This is a genomic window from Nocardiopsis algeriensis, assembly GCF_014203695.1.
GTDB classification, from domain to species: Bacteria; Actinomycetota; Actinomycetes; order Streptosporangiales; family Streptosporangiaceae; genus Nocardiopsis; species Nocardiopsis algeriensis.
Genome location: NZ_JACHJO010000001.1, coordinates 294,768 through 310,301, shown reverse-complemented (window position 1 = coordinate 310,301; position 15,534 = coordinate 294,768). Strand labels below are relative to the sequence as shown.

Sequence of the window (15,534 nt, the reverse complement as noted above, 5' to 3'; positions counted from 1 at the left end):
GCGGGCAGGGGCTTTCGGAACAGCAGTGCGGAAGAGGTAAGGGCGCCTGCCTGGTTCGGTCTGGGGGGCGGCGCCGTGCAGGTCGGAGCCATGTCCATGACCGCGTCGGTAAACGGAGCCCCACCGGCGCGACTTCGCGCCGCCACCACGTCTGGTCACCCCGTGCGTGTCTGAGAAGCAGAGCTCTCGGTTCAGCACCACAGCTGTCCGGCACCCGCGCTTCTGGTTGCTCGTGCGAAGACGGATACAGGTCTGCTCTCCGGGCACGAAGGCCACGGACAGCCGCAGCATCGCGAACGCCGAGTGGCGTTTTCCCAGAACACCGCTGCTCGTGCGTGCCGACGTTCTACGCTGACCCTGCCCCGGCCACCGTGAGGGCCGCCCGACACGGCAGAAGAGGTGCGATGACTTCGACCACCACCGGACACCCTCATGACCTGCTACGTCGGGCCATGGTGGATCGCCTGGCCCAGCGGCAATCCCTCACCGCTCCGGTGGCCGAGGCATTGCGGGAGGTGCCCCGACATGTGTTCGTGCCCCAGGCCTCGGCCGAGGACGCCTACGCTGACCGCACCGTGTCCGTCAAGGACGGCCCGGACGGCGACTCGGTCAGCTGCGCCTCACATCCCGGTGTGGTGGCCCACATGCTCACCCAGGCGGCAGTTGAACCGGGCATGCGAGTGCTGGAGGTGGGAACCGGGACGGGGTACAACGCGGCTTTGCTCGGCCACCTGGTCGGCCCGACAGGGCAGGTGGTGAGCGTCGATGTGGACGCGGATCTGGTCGAGAACGCCCGCGTTCATCTGAAGCAGGCCGGGGCAGGCAACGTGCGGGTGCGGTGCGCCGATGGCGCTTTGGGGGCGCCCGATCTGGCGCCGTTCGATCGTATCGTCGCCACTGTGGGCGCCCATCGTCTTCCCATCGCCTGGCTGGAGCAGCTCGTACCCGGTGGCGCGCTGGTCGTGCCGATGCGGGTGGTCGGGGACGTGGGGTACTCGCTGGCCTTGCGGGCTCACCAGGACCACTGGGTGTGCACCAGCGCCGAGCTGTGCAGCTTCATGCCGATGCGCGGTGGGATCGGGGACGACTCTCGTCGGTTGGTGGACGTGTCGGGGGACGGTGGGGTGCGGTTGCAGGTCAACCAGGAACAGGCCATCGCCGACTCCCAGGTGGCCGGGGTGCTGGAGGAGCCCGCGGAGACGGTGTGGACCGGTGTGAGGTTCGGCGGCATGGAGCCGCTGGACACGATGTGGCTGTGGCTGGCGCTGCACTTGGACAACGCGATCTCGCGGCTGATGTACAGCCGGGAGGAGGAAGCCCGCAGGGGGCTGGCACGCGGTCTGGGGTGGGGCGCGATGGCGAGTGTGCCGGTCAGCGAGCGCGGGTTGGCCTACCTCACCCACCGGGTTCTCGCCTCCGCAACGGAGGACCCGCTCCAGGACGGCCCCTCCACGGAAATCGGCGTGGTCGGACATGCCGCTGCCGGGCGAGCCCTGGCTCGTCGTGTGGCCGACGTCATCGATGCGTGGGCACCGCAGCGGCATGTGAAGCCCACCTACACCGTGTACCGCGCCGAGGCTCAGACACCGGCTCCAGGCCCACAAGCGTTCGTTCTGGATCGGGGGCCTGTCCAGGTGGTCCTGTCCTGGGATCTGTAGAAGGCAAGTGCTGGTCGGGTTCGCCTCGCCTGAGCAGGTACGTGCGGACTTGATCGGTCTCGGGACAGAAACGTCTGTGCACATCATGTCGGGCCGGCCGCTGTCCCGACGCTCTCACCAGGCCAACGACCGACAGTGCCGCCACCGCAGACAAACGGCCGGCGAATCCTGACACACCAGGTCTACAACCGGAGTACCAGGGTGCGGGTGTGAGTACTCGATGGACGGTCCACGACGAGAAGCTCGTGGACCAGAACCGGCACATCCGCCTCTCCACCGTCGATGTCACTCTCCCGGACGGGGTCTCGTTCACCCAGTACGTCGTTGCCATGCCCCCCGCCGCGATGACGATCGTGGTCAACGACCAGCGCGAAGTCCTGCTGATGCGGCGACACCGGTTCATCATCGACCGGTGGGTGTGGGAACTGCCCGGCGGCTACGTCGACGGTGCCGAGGACATCGAGGCCGCGGCGGCACGCGAGGTCGAGGAGGAAACGGGGTGGCGCCCCCGCTCGATGGAACACATGGTGACCTTCCAGCCCGCCATCGGATCGGTGGACCAGCCCCAGATCGTCTATCTGGCCCGAGGTGCCGACCTCACCGACACCCCTCCGGACATCAACGAGGCCCAGGAGATCCGCTGGTGGCCGTTGGAAGAGGCGGTGGAGATGATTGCCGGTGGGGAGATCGTCGGCGCCTCCACAGTGGTCGCCTTGTACCGGGCACTCACTCTGGTATGACCTCCCTGACGTGTGCAGTGAATTCTTCCGCCTGGGGCAGTTTCGGGTGAGGCCGAAGCCGGTGACGCAGGCGGCGCAGGTACGGCAGCACACGGGGCCTCCGGGCGCCGGCGCCGCACTCGGGACACGAATGCTCGGTCCCGGCCGCCGCGCGGCACCTGGGCGCCCGTGGCCCGCTCCTCGACCAGGATCCGGTGGGAGCAGTTCGGGACGCACGCTCACGGAAACGGGAGGAGTCGGCGGGCCCACCACAGGGCGCTCCAGGCAGCCAGGCCCAGGGCGGTGCCGGTGAGGGTGCCCACCAGCGCGGCGCGGACGAGGTCGTAGCCGCTTTCCGCCGGGTACCCGGACAGGCCGCCCAGCACCGTGCCCCCGAGGGCGCAGGCCGCGACGGCGGCCAGGGCGGCGGCGGGCAGCGGGCCCCGGGTGTGCGCGCGGGCCCGGGCTGCGGCCCACCACAGCACGGCGGCCAGGCCCAGGGCGGAACTCGCGTACATCAGCACGTTGTACAGCAGGTGCGGGCCGACCACCGGGGTGCTCAGCAGCGGCCACACCTGTACCAGCGCACCCCTGGTCTGGGTGAAGGAGTCCCACAGCATGTGGGTCGCCGAGCCCGCGGCCAGTGCCGCGGCGGCCAGGGCGGCCCCGCGCGGACCCGGCCGCGGCGGGGCGGGCGGTTCCAGGCCGGCCAGGGCGTGCAGCGGTGCCCGGAGCGCGTACAGGTACACCGCGAGCAGGCAGGCCCCCAGCAGCACGTCCGCGCCGAGCCCGAAGGGGGAGTGGGTGAGCGCCGGCGGAACCGGCACCGGAACGTAGTACGGGAGGTCAGGGGCGACCGCGCCGACGACCAGGGCGGACGGCGGGAGCACGCGGACCAGGGGCAGGACCGCGGCGGCATGGCTGGGGGTGAAGGGCACCGGATGCTCCGAAGGGTGGGGGCGCGGTCGTCTCCCGCCGCCTCCGGGGAAGGCGGGAGACGGCGGACGGCGTCTCCGTGATGCGGACCCCACCGAACCCGCGTTGGTTCTCGCACGGCGGCGGATGTGATGTGCGGCACATGTCCGGGCTCCACCGGTTCGCGCACGACCCGCTTTTCTCACAGGGAGGGAAAGCGGAGGCCATGAGAGCGTTCTCCTGCGCCACCCGGCGCACCCCCACGCACGCGGGACCGAACCCGGTTCTCTACCATCCCAGATATGGATGTCCCTGAGAGCGGGGCTGCCGGACCGGCCGCCCCTGACCTGGCAGAGGGGTTCCCCGCAGCGACCCTGGAGCGGTGGCGCGAACTCGTCGCCGGAGTGCTGCGCAAGAGCGGCGTCTCCGAGGACCGCCTGGCCGAGAACCCCGAATCGGTGCTGGCCACACGGACCTACGACGGCTTCGCCATCGAGCCCCTCTACACCGCCGAGCCTCCGGCGGCAGACCCCGGCTATCCCGGGCTCGCCCCCTTCACCCGCGGCTACCGGCCCGGCGGCGGAGTCCCCACGGGCTGGGACATCCGCGCGCGCCACACCGACGCCGACGCCGAGACCGTGCGCAAGCGGGTCCACACCGACCTCATGAACGGCGTCTCCTCCCTGTGGATCGCCGTCGGCGGACGCGGTCTGCCCGCCGCACGCCTGGGTGAGGCCCTCGCCGACGTCCACCTCGATCTGGCCCCCGTCGTCCTTGACCCCGGCGACGGGTACGCCGACGCCGCCGACGACCTGCTCGGCGCACACGCCGACGCCGACGTCCCCGACGGCCGCGTCGTCTCGCACCTCGGCATCGACCCCCTCACCTGCGCGGCCCGGGCGGGCCGGAGGCCCGACGTCGCCGACGCCGCGCGCTTCGCCGCCGACCGCGCCGCCGGCCGCCCCGGCCTCGGCCTGGTCGTCGCCGACGGCACCCTCGTCCACAACGCGGGCGGTTCCGAGGCCCAGGAGCTCGGCCACGCGATCGCCGCGGGCACCGCCTACCTGCGGGCGCTCACCGCGGCGGGTATGGACACCGCCGACGCCGCCGGCAGGATCGAGTTCCGCCTGGCCGCGAGCGCCGACCAGTTCTCCACCATCGCCAAGCTCCGCGCCGTGCGCGCCATGTGGAACCAGGTGCTGTCCGCGAGCGGGGTGCCCGCCGACCGGCGCGCCATGCGCCTGCACGCGGTCACCTCCGAGGCGATGGCCACCCGCCTCGACCCGCACGTGAACATGCTCCGCGCCACCGTCGCCTGTTTCGCCGCGGGCACCGGAGGCGCCGACGCGGTCACCGTGCTGCCCTTCGACGCCGCCGCCGGGCTGTCCGACGACTTCGCGCGCCGCATCGCCCGCAACACCCAGTCCCTGCTGATCGAGGAGTCCCACCTGGGCCGGGTCGTCGACCCCGCCGGCGGGTCCTTCTACGTCGAGGCGCTCACCCGCGACCTGTACCTGGCCGGATGGGCCTTCCTCCAGGAGCTGGAGGCCGCGGGCGGCGCCGCCGAGGCGGTCGCCGACGGCCTGCTGCGCGAGCGCGTCGACGAGGTCTGGGAGCGCCGCCGCCGCGACCTCGCCCACCGGACCGCCCCCCTCACCGGCGTCAGCGAGTTCCCGAACCTCGACGAGGAGCCCCTGGTCCGCGAGCCCGACCCGGCGGCCGTCGGGGACAGCTGGTTCCCGGTCCGGCGCTACGCTCGCGACTACGAGGAGCTGCGCGACCGCAGCGACGCCGCGCTGGCCCGCACCGGCGAGCGCCCCACCGCGTTCCTGGCCACCCTCGGACCCGTGGCCGCGCACACCGCCCGCGCCTCCTTCGCCGCCAACCTGCTGGCCGCCGGGGGTATCGCCTCGCTCAACCCCGGCCCCCTCGACGGGGCGGAGGCCGCTGCGCGCGCCTTCACCGGCTCCGGGCTCCGGGTCGCGGTGCTCTGCTCCTCCGACAAGCTCTACGCCGAACACGCCGCGGCCGCCGCGCGCGCCCTCAAGGAGGCCGGGGCCGAGCGCGTCCTGCTCGCGGGCTCCCCCGACGACGCCTACCGGGAGGCGGGGGTGGACGCCTTCGTCCACAAGGGGTGCGACGCCGTCGCCCTCCTCGGCGGCCTGTCCGGCCTTCTCACCGACGACACCGCGGCACCGTCCGCGAAGGGGGCGAGCGCATGATCCCCGACCTCTCCACCGTGGCCCCCGAGCCGCCCGAGTTCTCGGGGCAGGGCGCCGCCGACTGGCAGCGCGCTGTCGAGGCCGCCACCGGCAAGGCCCCCGACGCCCTGGAGTGGGAGACCCCCGAGGGCATCGCGGTCAAGCCGCTGTACACGCCCGCCGACCGGGCGGGCCTGGAGTTCACGGACGGCCTGCCGGGCATCCCGCCCTACCTGCGCGGGCCCTACCCGACCATGTACGTCAACCAGCCGTGGACCATCCGCCAGTACGCGGGGTTCTCCACGGCCGAGGAGTCCAACGCCTTCTACCGGCGCAACCTCGCCGCCGGCCAGAAGGGCCTGTCGGTGGCCTTCGACCTGGCCACCCACCGCGGCTACGACTCCGACCACCCCCGCGTGGCCGGCGACGTCGGCATGGCGGGCGTGGCCATCGACTCCCTCTACGACATGCGCCAGTTGTTCGACGGCATCCCGCTCGACCGGATGAGCGTGTCCATGACCATGAACGGGGCGGTGCTGCCCGTCCTGGCGCTGTACATCGTCGCGGCCGAGGAGCAGGGCGTCGCGCCCGAGAAGCTGTCGGGGACCATCCAGAACGACATCCTCAAGGAGTTCATGGTCCGCAACACCTACATCTACCCGCCGCAGCCGTCGATGCGGATCATCTCCGACATCTTCGCCTACACCTCGCAGCGGATGCCGCGGTTCAACTCGATCTCCATCTCCGGCTACCACATGCAGGAGGCGGGGGCCACCGCCGACCTGGAGCTGGCCTACACGCTGGCCGACGGGGTCGAGTACATCCGCGCCGGACAGCGTTCGGGCCTGGACGTCGACGTGTTCGCGCCCCGGCTGTCGTTCTTCTGGGCGATCGGCATGAACTTCTTCATGGAGGTCGCCAAGCTCCGCGCCGCCCGCCTGCTGTGGGCGCGCCTGGTCCGGGACCTGGGCGCGGCCAACCCCAAGTCGCTGAGCCTGCGCACCCATTCGCAGACCTCCGGCTGGTCGCTGACCGCGCAGGACGTGTTCAACAACGTGGCCCGCACCTGCGTGGAGGCCATGGCGGCCACCCAGGGCCACACCCAGTCGCTGCACACCAACGCGCTGGACGAGGCCCTGGCCCTGCCCACCGACTTCTCCGCGCGCATCGCCCGCAACACCCAGCTCCTGCTCCAGCAGGAGTCGGGCACCACCCGCGTGGTGGACCCGTGGGGCGGCAGCTACTACGTGGAGCGCCTCACCGCCGAGCTCGCGGCCAAGGCCTGGGGTCACATCCAGGAGGTGGAGAAGGCCGGCGGCATGGCCGCCGCCATCGACGCGGGCCTGCCCAAGATGCGCATCGAGGAGGCGGCCGCCCGCACCCAGGCGCGCATCGACTCCGGCCGCCAGCCGGTCATCGGCGTCAACAAGTACCGGCCCGACAGCGAGGACTCCATCGACGTCCTCAAGGTCGACAACTCCCGCGTGCGCACCGAGCAGCTGGAGAAGCTGCGCCGCCTGCGCGAGGAGCGCGACGAGCAGCGGGTGCGCGCGGCGCTGGACGCCCTCACCGAGGCGGCCGGGCGGGAGTCCTCCGCCGGGGAGGGCCTGCCCAACAACCTGCTCGCCGCGGCCGTGGACGCGGCCCGCGCCATGGCGACGGTCGGTGAGATCTCGGAGGCCATGGAGAGGGTGTTCGGGCGCCACTCCGCGAACATCCGTACCATTCAGGGCGTGTACAGGGAAGAGGCGGCGAACGGGGGCGGCGAGGCCGGCCTCATGGAGCGCGTCACCCGCCGGGTGGAGGAGTTCACCGAGGAGGAGGGGCGCCGGCCCCGCATCCTCGTGGCGAAGATGGGCCAGGACGGGCACGACCGGGGCCAGAAGGTGATCGCGACCGCGTTCGCCGACCTCGGCTTCGACGTCGACGTCGGCCCGCTGTTCCAGACCCCGGCCGAGGTCGCCGCGCAGGCCGTCGAGGCCGACGTGCACGTGGTCGGGGTGTCCTCGCTGGCGGCCGGGCACCTCACCCTGGTCCCGGCCCTGCGCGAGGAGCTGGCCGCGCTGGACCGCGGGGACATCATGATCGTGGTCGGCGGGGTCGTGCCCCCGCAGGACTTCGATGCCTTGAGGGAGGCGGGCGCGGCGGCGATCTTCCCGCCCGGAACGGTCATCGCCGAGGCCGCGATCGACCTGCTCGACCAGCTGGAAGAGCGCCTGGACGGCTGAGGGGGAGCGGACGTGGGCGACGGCAAGGCACGGCGGCGCCGTCCGGTGGACGTGGACGCCCTGGCCGAGGGGGTGCTGGCCGGGCACCGGCCGACCCTGGCCAGGGCGATCACGCTCGTGGAATCGCGCCGGCCCGACCACGTGCGGGCGGCGCAGGAGCTGCTGGTCCGGCTGCTCCCGCACACCGGCAACGCGGTCCGGGTGGGGATCACGGGCGTCCCCGGCGTCGGCAAGTCCACGTTCGTCGACGCGCTGGGCACCGATCTGACGGGGGCGGGCCACCGGGTGGCGGTCCTGGCCGTCGACCCGTCCTCCACCCGCACCGGCGGCAGCATCCTCGGTGACAAGACGCGCATGGCGCGCCTGTCCACGGACCCGAACGCGTTCATCCGGCCCTCGCCGACCGCCGGGACCCTGGGCGGTGTCGCCCGCGCGACGCGGGAGACCCTGCTGCTCATGGAGGCGGCCGGGTACGACGTCGTGCTGGTGGAGACCGTGGGGGTCGGCCAGTCCGAGGTCACGGTCGCCGGGATGGTGGACTGCTTCCTCTTCCTCACCCTGGCCCGCACCGGCGACCAGCTCCAGGGGATCAAGAAGGGCGTGCTGGAGCTGGTGGACGTGGCGGCGGTCAACAAGGCCGACGGTCCGCACGCCGCCGACGCACGCAAGGCGGCCCGTGAGCTGTCGCGGGCGATGCGGCTGCTGCAGTCGGTGCACCCCGACTGGCGCCCGCCCGTGCTGACGTGCAGCGGTCTGACCGGCGAGGGCCTGGACGAGGTGTGGGACGCGGTGCTGCGGCACCGCAAGGTGCTGGAGGAGAGCGGCGCGCTGGAGGAGCGGCGCAGCTCCCAGCGGGTCAGCTGGATGTGGGAGCAGGTGAGGGACCGCCTGATGGACGCCCTCGTGCGCGACCCGGCGGTGGGCGAGCTCGTCCCCGATCTGGAGGAGGGGGTGCGCTCGGGGCGGACCACGGCCACCCTGGCCGCGGGCACCCTGCTGGAGGCCTTCGCCGGCAAGGGCCGCGAGGCTGCGGGAGGGGGAAGCGCCGGAGCGGGATGAGGAGGGACCAAAGACCCTGAATTTTCCGCAGGAGTGGGTTATATATCCTGAAATCACCTAGTGTGATGGGATGATTTCGAACACGGTCGGGGAGGTTCGTGCCCCCGGGGCGAAAATTTCTTCCGGTATGGCATTCCCGAAAGTGCGGTTCGCTTATACCGTGTGTGTCCAACGACTTACCGGACAAGCGGCCGCGCGGGTGTCTCCCCTCCCAGCGGTCCGGCGCAGCGGGAGTGGCAGCCGGACCAGTGGCGCGGACGCCGTGTCTGCGTATGGTTAAGCGAAGGGACCCCCGCCATCTGAACGTGGGGCCGGGAGGAGTGAACGTGCACAGGCTCGGGCTGAGCACGCGGGTAGAGAGCCGCAGCGTCATCGTCGCGATCAAGGGGGAACTCGACATCGCGACCACCAGTGACCTCCAGGAACACATCCAGGCCGCCATCGCCGCACACGGCCCCTGGCTGATCCTCGACATGTCGGAGCTGGAGTTCATGGACTCCAGCGGACTGAACGTCGTCATCAACGCCTATCGGACCGTCCGCGAACAGGAGGGCGCCCTCGCGCTGGCCGCCCTCAACGAACGCGTCACCAAGGTCGTCCGCCTGGTCGGCCTGCACCGCCAGGTCCCGGTCCACCAGACCGTGGCCACCGCCGTCGCCGCGATGGAGGCCCTGGAGGCCAAGCGCCAGGCCGGGTAGCCTCGCGCGACACCCCCGGTGTTCCGGAACCGCCGCCCGGACCCCCGCGGCGGACAGCCGCAGATCCGTTCTCCCGTGGGCCGGACATCGAGCCGGAGCCCGGCCCACACCGCACGTCCTACCGCGCCCGGGTCGCACCGAGGGCCAGGACGAGCACCCCCGCGCACACGAGCAGGCAGTGCCCCACCGCCCAGGCGAGGGAGAGCATGTCGAGGGCGCGGGAGGGGTGGACGATCTCCTGCGCCTGCTCCACGAGGGCCAGGTAGCGCCACACCTCGACGAGCGCCGTGAGCACCGCCGCCGGGAGGAAGAGGCATGCCGCCCCCGTGCCGCCGGCCCCCCTCCTGCGGAGGGCGAGCAGGAGCAGTACCACCGCGGCTGCGGAGGAGACGGTGCCGAAGAGGACGTTGTACGCCGCGGGCAGCGGGAAGACGTGCCCGTCCGCCAACCGCAGGTGGTCGTCCACGTGGTCCGCGATCCGGAACAGGCCGATCAGCAGGGCGCTCACGGAGACCACGCCCCCGGCGAGCACGAGGCCCCCCGACCGGTGCGACGGGCGCGAGAAGGAGACAGCGACTCCGAGCCCCAGGAGGAGCTGGAGGGCGAGGAGCACCAGGAGGAGCGCCAGGAGGGGGAAGGACTGCTGGACGGGGGGTACCACGGCGGGGTTCTTTCGCGGGGACGGGGACATTCCCTGGGACGCCGCGCCCCGGCCGCCGGTTGCGGACCGCTCCCGGGGCGCCACCGATCCGGACGGGGCATTGCGCCGCCGGGGTGTCCTGCGTACCATCGCATCGAATCGCTTCGACGAGGAGGGGCGTCCCGGTGCGGATCTCCGATGTGGCCCGGCACGCCGGTGTGTCGCCCAGCACGGTCTCCTACGTGCTCAGCGGCAAGCGCTCCATCTCCGACAGCACCCGGCGCCGCGTGCTCGACAGCATCGAGACCCTCGGCTACCGCCCGCACGCCGGCGCCCGCTCGCTGGCCAGCCGGCGCAGCAACGTCATCGCGCTCGTCATTCCGCTGCGCGAGGACGTGCACGTCCCCGTGGCGATGCGCTTCGCGGTCTCCGTCGTCACCGCGGCGCGCGCCCACGACCACGACGTCCTCCTCCTCACCCAGGGAGAGGGGCCCGAAGGGCTGCACCGCGTCGCGAGCAGCGCGATGGTCGACGGAGTCATCGTCATGGACGTGGAGACCGAGGACGCGCGCGTACCCGTCCTGCGCTCCCTGGACCTGCCCTCGGTCCTCATCGGGGTCCCCGCCGACACCGAGGGCCTGACCTGCGTCGACCTGGACTTCGCCGCGGCGGGGGCGGCCTGCGTGCACCACCTCGCCGACCTGGGGCACGAGGACATCGCCTTCGTCGGGCAGCCGCCGTCGGTCTACGACCGGCGCACGGGCTTCGCCGAGCGCACCGTCTCCGGCTTCGAGGCCGCCGCCCGCGAGCGCGGCGTGCGGGCCGCCCTCCATCCGTGCGCCTCCGGCGAGGCGCGGGCACTGGCCGAGGAACTGCTCCGCCGGGACCGGGTTCCCACCGGCCTCATCGTGCACAACGAGCCGTCGGTCGTCCCCCTGCTCGACGCCTTCGCGGACGCCGGCCGGACCCCGCCCGACCTGTCGGTGGTCGCGATCGGCCCCCTGCCCCCGGGCTCGCCCGACCTGACCCGCGTCGACCTGCCCGCCGAGGAGGTGGGCGCCCGGGCGGTCGGCCTGCTCATGGACAAGATCGACGGCCCCGGCGGCGCCGGGGTCACCCTCCTGGAACCCCGGCTCGTCCGCGGAGGCAGCACCGCGCACCGACCCGGGCCGACCGTCTCCCTCTGAAACCCCGGACGGGGAAACCGCCCCGTTCGGCGCAGGCTCCGTCGAAGCGCTTCGACGGATCCGTGTCCGATCCACGTACCGAGCGTGACCGAAGGTCCCACCCCCCGACCGGAAGGACAGAGCGTGTTCCATCAGATCGAGGACGGCGTCGAGTGGCGCGGAAGCCACCAGGTCGTCCGCGCCCAGGCCTGGGGCGCCGACAGCATCCGCGTGCGCGCCGGGCTCTCGGTGGTCCGGGAGGACCTCCCCGGGGCCCTCGACGCACCCCCGCCCGCAGACCCCGGGTCGGTGCGGATCCGCGTGGACGAGGAGGGGGCCGAGCTCGCCAGCGGCTCCCTCGTCCTGCGGATCACCCCCGAGGGCATGCTCACCTTCCTGCGTACCGGCGCCGACGGGCGGCAGGAGGAGCTGCTGGCCGAGGAGCGCGCCCACTTCTGGTGGCCCGGCCCGCGCGCCTACACCTCCACCGGCAACGGCTACTACCGCATCGAGCAGCGCTTCAGGGCCTACGAGGACGAGAAGGTCTTCGGACTCGGCCAGCACACCCACGGCCTGTTCGACCAGAAGGGCGCGGTGATCGACCTCGTCCAGCGCAACGCCGAGGTCACCATCCCCTTCATGGTCTCCTCGCGCGGCTACGGCCTGCTGTGGAACAGCCCCGCCGTCGGCCGGGTCGAGCTGTCGGCCAACGGCACCCGCTGGGTGAGCGACAGCGCCCGCCAGATCGACTACTGGGTGACCACCGGCGACGGTCCGGCCGACGTCCTGGAGCACTACGCCGACGCCACCGGGCACGCGCCCATGCTGCCGGAGTACGCCTCGGGCTTCTGGCAGTGCAAGCTGCGCTACCGCACCCAGGACGAGCTCATGGAGGTCGCCCGCGAGTACAAGCGGCGCGGCCTGCCGCTGTCGGTCATCGTCAGCGACTTCTTCCACTGGACCCACCTGGGCGACTGGAAGTTCGACCCGGCCGAATGGCCCGACCCCGAGGGCATGGTGAAGGAGCTGCGCTCGATGGGGGTGGAGCTCATGGTGTCGGTGTGGCCGTCGGTGAGCCCGCTCAGCGAGAACTACGGGACGATGCTGGCCCGGGGCCACCTCGTGGCCACCGAGCAGGGCCCGCCGGTGCACGCCGACTGGGCCGACAAGGGCGTGGACGCCCAGATCCAGGTGTCCTTCTACGACCCCACCAACCCCGACGCCCGCGCCTTCGTCTGGGACCGGGTGCGCGAGAACTACCACTCCCTCGGCATCCGGCTCTGGTGGCTGGACGCCTGCGAGCCCGAGCTCAAGCCCGGCCACTCCGGGAACCTGCGCTACCACGCCGGCCCCGGTCTGGAGGTCGGCAACATCTATCCGGCCGAGAACGCGCGCACCTTCCACGAGGGCATGCGCGCCGCCGGGGAGCAGGAGATCCTCACCCTGTGCCGCTCGGCGTGGGCGGGCAGCCAGCGCCACGGGGCGGCCCTGTGGTCGGGCGACATCGCACCGACCTTCGCCTCCCTGCGGGCGCAGATCCGCGCCGGCCTCCACACGGCCATGTCCGGAATCCCGTGGTGGACCACCGACATCGGAGGCTTCCACGGCGGCGACCAGGAGTCCCCCGAGTACCGCGAACTCCTCGTGCGCTGGTTCCAGTACGGGGTCTTCTGCCCGCTGTTCCGCCTGCACGGCTACCGCGAGCCGTTCTCGCACGACCTCTACCCGAGCATGTCGGGCGGACCCAACGAGGTGTGGTCCTACGGGGAGGAGGTGTACGAGCTGCTCCGGGAGATGCTGTTCCTGCGGGAGCGCCTGCGCCCCTACGTCATGGAGCAGATGCGCGCCGCCCACGAGCGGGGGCTGCCGCCGATGCGCCCCCTGTTCGTGGACTTCCCCGGGGACGCCCGCGCCTGGGAGGTCGGGGACCAGTTCCTCTTCGGCCCCGACGTCCTGGTCGCCCCGGTCACCGAGTACGGCGCGCGCTCGCGCAAGGTCTACCTGCCGGAGGGATCCGGCTGGACCGACCCGTGGACCGGCGACGTCCACCCGGGCGGCACCGAGATCCTCCTCGACGCCCCGCTCGACCGCGCCCCGGTCCTGCTGCGCGAGGGTGCCGACGTCCCCGTCCGCCCCTGACCTGGCGGCCGGTGACCGCTGCGGGCCCCGCGACGGCCGCTCCCCCTTGCCCCGGGGAGCGGGGGCTCGTGCGGGGCCGGGCAGCGGGAGGGTCAGGAGGTGAGGGGATGGCCGCGCAGGACCGCGACCCCGCCGCCGGGCAGGCGGAGGCCCTCGGCCGGGGTGCCCGAGAGCAGGTCGACGGAGCCCGGGCCCAGTCCGAGGCGGGCCGGGTCGATGCGCTGCGCGTGGCGTCCGTGGTTGGTGAGGAACACCCATACCCCCTCGGGCCCGACCCGCCGCACCACGTCCAGGTCCTCCTCGGGGAAGGCGCCCGCGCCGGCGGCCTCGGTGATCACCCGGCCCAGGCCGCGGTCGTTCAGGTGCGCCGACACGTACCAGGCCTCACCCGCCCCGTGCCTGCGCCGCGTCACCCCGGGGAAGCCGTCCAGCGGACCGCCCGCGTAGCGCGCCACCGCCTCGGCCCCGGTCAGGTGGACGTGCTCGCTCCACCGCGACACCTCCTCGCGGACCATGCCCACGTCCATGCCGACCGTCTCGCCGGGGGCCATGGGGTACATCTCCTCCACCCGGATGCCGAGCAGGTCGCGCAGCGCGCCCGGGTAGCCGCCGGTGCGCACGGTCCCGGTGGGATCGGCGATCCCGCTCATGTAGGTGACCACGAGCGTGCCGCCGTCCTCGGTCCAGCGCGCCAGGCGTTCGGCGGCCCGGTCCGACAGCAGGTACAGGGAGGGCACCACGAGCAGCGGCACCTGCGGCAGGTCGCGGTCGGGCCGGACGAAGTCCACCGTGCGCCCGGACCGCCACAGCACCCGGTGCGCCTGGCGCACCGCCTCCAGGTAGTCCAGGTCCTTGGACGGCAGGGAGGCCGCCCCCATCGCCCACCAGCTCTCGGGATCCCAGACCACGGCCGCGTCGGCGAGCACGTCGGCGTCGCGGACCTCCGCGAGCCGGCCGAGGACCTCGCCCAGCTCGCAGATCTCGCGGAAGATCCGCGATTCCGGGCCGGCGTGCGGCACCATCCCCGAGTACCACTGCTCGGCGCCCCCGCGCGAGGCGCGCCACTGGAAGAACATGGCGCCGTGCGATCCCCGGGCCACGTGCGAGAGGCTGTGGCGGGCGATCTCCCCGGGGGCTTTGGGACGGGTGAGCCCGCCGGTGTAGACCACGCCGGCGGCCTGCTCCATGAGGAGCCAGGGCCGCCCGCCGGCGGGGACCCGGTCGGCCCACGACCGGGCCAGGTCGGCCGCGAACGCGGTCTGCTCGTCCCCGGACCCGCCGGGCCGGTCCGGGTAGTCGTCGATCGCGACCAGGTCCACGTGCTCGGCCCATCGCCACTGGTCCACGGGCACCCAGTCGCCGAAGGCCAGGTTGGTGGTGACCGGTACGTCCGGGGTGCGGGCGCGCAGCACGTCGCGCTGGTCCAGGAAGTGGTCGAGCATCTCGTCCGACAGGAAGCGGCGGAAGTCCAGGACGTGCGCCGGGTTGGCCAGGTACTGGGTGGCGCGCGGCGGCAGCACCTGCTCCCACGCCGAGTAGTGCTGGCCCCAGAACGCCGTGGTCCACGCCCGGTTGAGCTCCTCCAGCGTGTCGTGGCGCCGCCGCAGCCAGTCCCGGAAGGCGCGGGCGCAGTGGTCCGACCAGGTCCAGGTCCCGTACTCGTTGTGCACGTGCCACAGGGCCAGCGCCGGATGGTCCCCGTACCGCTCCGCCAGTGCGCGGGTGATCCGCACCGAGGCCTGGCGGTAGGCCGGGGCGCACACGTCGTAGGTGTCGCGGCTGCCGTGGACGAGCCGCGTCCCCTCGGCCCCGACCGGCATCGCGTCGGGATGGGCCAGGGTGAACCAGGGCGGCGGGGAGGCGGTCGGGGTGGCCAGGGAGACCCGGATCCCCGCCCCGTGCAGCCGGTCCATGACCCGGTCCAGCCACCCGAAGTCGTACTCGCCCTCCCGGGGCTCCAGGAGCGACCACGAGAACACGCCGACCGTCACCAGGGTGACACCCGCCCGGCGCATGAGTTCGAGGTCCTCTGCCAGGGTCTCCTCGGGCCACTGCTCGGGGTTGTGGTCGCCTCCGAACCACAGCGGTGCGGGCGGGGTGGGCATACGGAC

Annotated in this window: 11 protein-coding genes; 8 read left to right on the top strand and 3 right to left on the bottom strand. The window is 72.8% G+C overall.

Translation table 11 applies throughout. The annotated features are described in order from the left end of the window. The first annotated feature begins 404 nt into the window (after positions 1-404). Both fxlM and FHS13_RS01400 read left to right on the top strand, forming a co-directional pair. Positions 405-1,658 (top strand): methyltransferase, FxLD system, encoded by a 1,254-nt coding sequence (gene fxlM / locus FHS13_RS01405; RefSeq protein ID WP_184286105.1) that lies wholly within the window; start codon positions 405-407, stop codon positions 1,656-1,658. Positions 1,659-1,867: 209 nt separating this feature from the next. Beyond that, the gene (locus tag FHS13_RS01400; protein ID WP_184286102.1) at positions 1,868-2,398 is read left to right on the top strand and encodes an NUDIX domain-containing protein; all 531 of its coding nucleotides are present in this window, start codon (positions 1,868-1,870) and stop codon (positions 2,396-2,398) included. Between the two features lie 218 nt (positions 2,399-2,616). Here the strand turns inward: FHS13_RS01400 and FHS13_RS01395 are convergent, their stop codons facing one another. Continuing rightward, entirely contained in the window at positions 2,617-3,315 is a 699-nt protein-coding gene (locus tag FHS13_RS01395; protein ID WP_184286099.1) for a DUF4184 family protein, read from the bottom strand. Between the two features lie 279 nt (positions 3,316-3,594). On the opposite strand from FHS13_RS01395, the gene FHS13_RS01390 reads away from it, so the two are divergent. The 4 genes from FHS13_RS01390 (at position 3,595) to FHS13_RS01375 (ending at position 9,478) form a co-directional block, all read left to right on the top strand. After that, positions 3,595-5,514 carry a methylmalonyl-CoA mutase family protein gene (locus FHS13_RS01390; protein WP_184286097.1) on the top strand — a complete coding sequence of 640 codons (1,920 nt, stop codon included), beginning with the start codon at positions 3,595-3,597 and terminating at the stop codon, positions 5,512-5,514. After that, positions 5,511-7,721, top strand: a complete 2,211-nt coding sequence (gene scpA, locus FHS13_RS01385; RefSeq protein ID WP_184286094.1) for a methylmalonyl-CoA mutase — start codon at positions 5,511-5,513, stop codon at positions 7,719-7,721. Before FHS13_RS01390 ends, scpA begins: the two co-directional genes overlap by 4 nt. A 12-nt stretch (positions 7,722-7,733) precedes the next feature. Beyond that, entirely contained in the window at positions 7,734-8,780 is a 1,047-nt protein-coding gene (gene meaB / locus FHS13_RS01380; protein ID WP_343064860.1) for a methylmalonyl Co-A mutase-associated GTPase MeaB, read from the top strand. A gap of 326 nt (positions 8,781-9,106) precedes the next feature. After that, entirely contained in the window at positions 9,107-9,478 is a 372-nt protein-coding gene (locus tag FHS13_RS01375) for an anti-sigma factor antagonist (RefSeq protein WP_184286091.1), read from the top strand. 118 nt (positions 9,479-9,596) lie between these two features. Here FHS13_RS01375 and FHS13_RS01370 read toward each other — a convergent pair whose 3' ends face one another. Next, positions 9,597-10,139, bottom strand: a complete 543-nt coding sequence (locus FHS13_RS01370; protein WP_184286088.1) for a hypothetical protein — start codon at positions 10,137-10,139, stop codon at positions 9,597-9,599. Positions 10,140-10,303: 164 nt separating this feature from the next. On the opposite strand from FHS13_RS01370, the gene FHS13_RS01365 reads away from it, so the two are divergent. Both FHS13_RS01365 and FHS13_RS01360 read left to right on the top strand, forming a co-directional pair. After that, complete coding sequence (locus FHS13_RS01365) at positions 10,304-11,305, top strand: substrate-binding domain-containing protein (RefSeq protein ID WP_184286085.1); 1,002 nt, start codon at positions 10,304-10,306, stop codon at positions 11,303-11,305. Positions 11,306-11,428: 123 nt separating this feature from the next. Next, on the top strand, positions 11,429-13,423 hold the full coding sequence (locus tag FHS13_RS01360; protein ID WP_184286082.1) for a TIM-barrel domain-containing protein: 1,995 nt from the start codon (positions 11,429-11,431) through the stop codon (positions 13,421-13,423). Positions 13,424-13,515: 92 nt separating this feature from the next. On the opposite strand, the gene FHS13_RS01355 is transcribed toward FHS13_RS01360, so the two are convergent. Beyond that, the gene (locus tag FHS13_RS01355) at positions 13,516-15,528 is read right to left on the bottom strand and encodes a beta-galactosidase (protein WP_184286079.1); all 2,013 of its coding nucleotides are present in this window, start codon (positions 15,526-15,528) and stop codon (positions 13,516-13,518) included. Between the last annotated feature and the right edge of the window lie 6 nt (positions 15,529-15,534).

What these genes read in the sequence shown, in the direction of transcription:
- scpA (WP_184286094.1), top strand. Translation starts at nt 5,511, where the DNA reads ATGATCCCCGACCTCTCCACCGTGGCCCCCGAGCCGCCCGAGTTCTCG.
- FHS13_RS01355 (WP_184286079.1), bottom strand. Translation starts at nt 15,528, where the DNA reads ATGCCCACCCCGCCCGCACCGCTGTGGTTCGGAGGCGACCACAACCCC.
- fxlM (WP_184286105.1), top strand. Translation starts at nt 405, where the DNA reads ATGACTTCGACCACCACCGGACACCCTCATGACCTGCTACGTCGGGCC.
- FHS13_RS01390 (WP_184286097.1), top strand. Translation starts at nt 3,595, where the DNA reads ATGGATGTCCCTGAGAGCGGGGCTGCCGGACCGGCCGCCCCTGACCTG.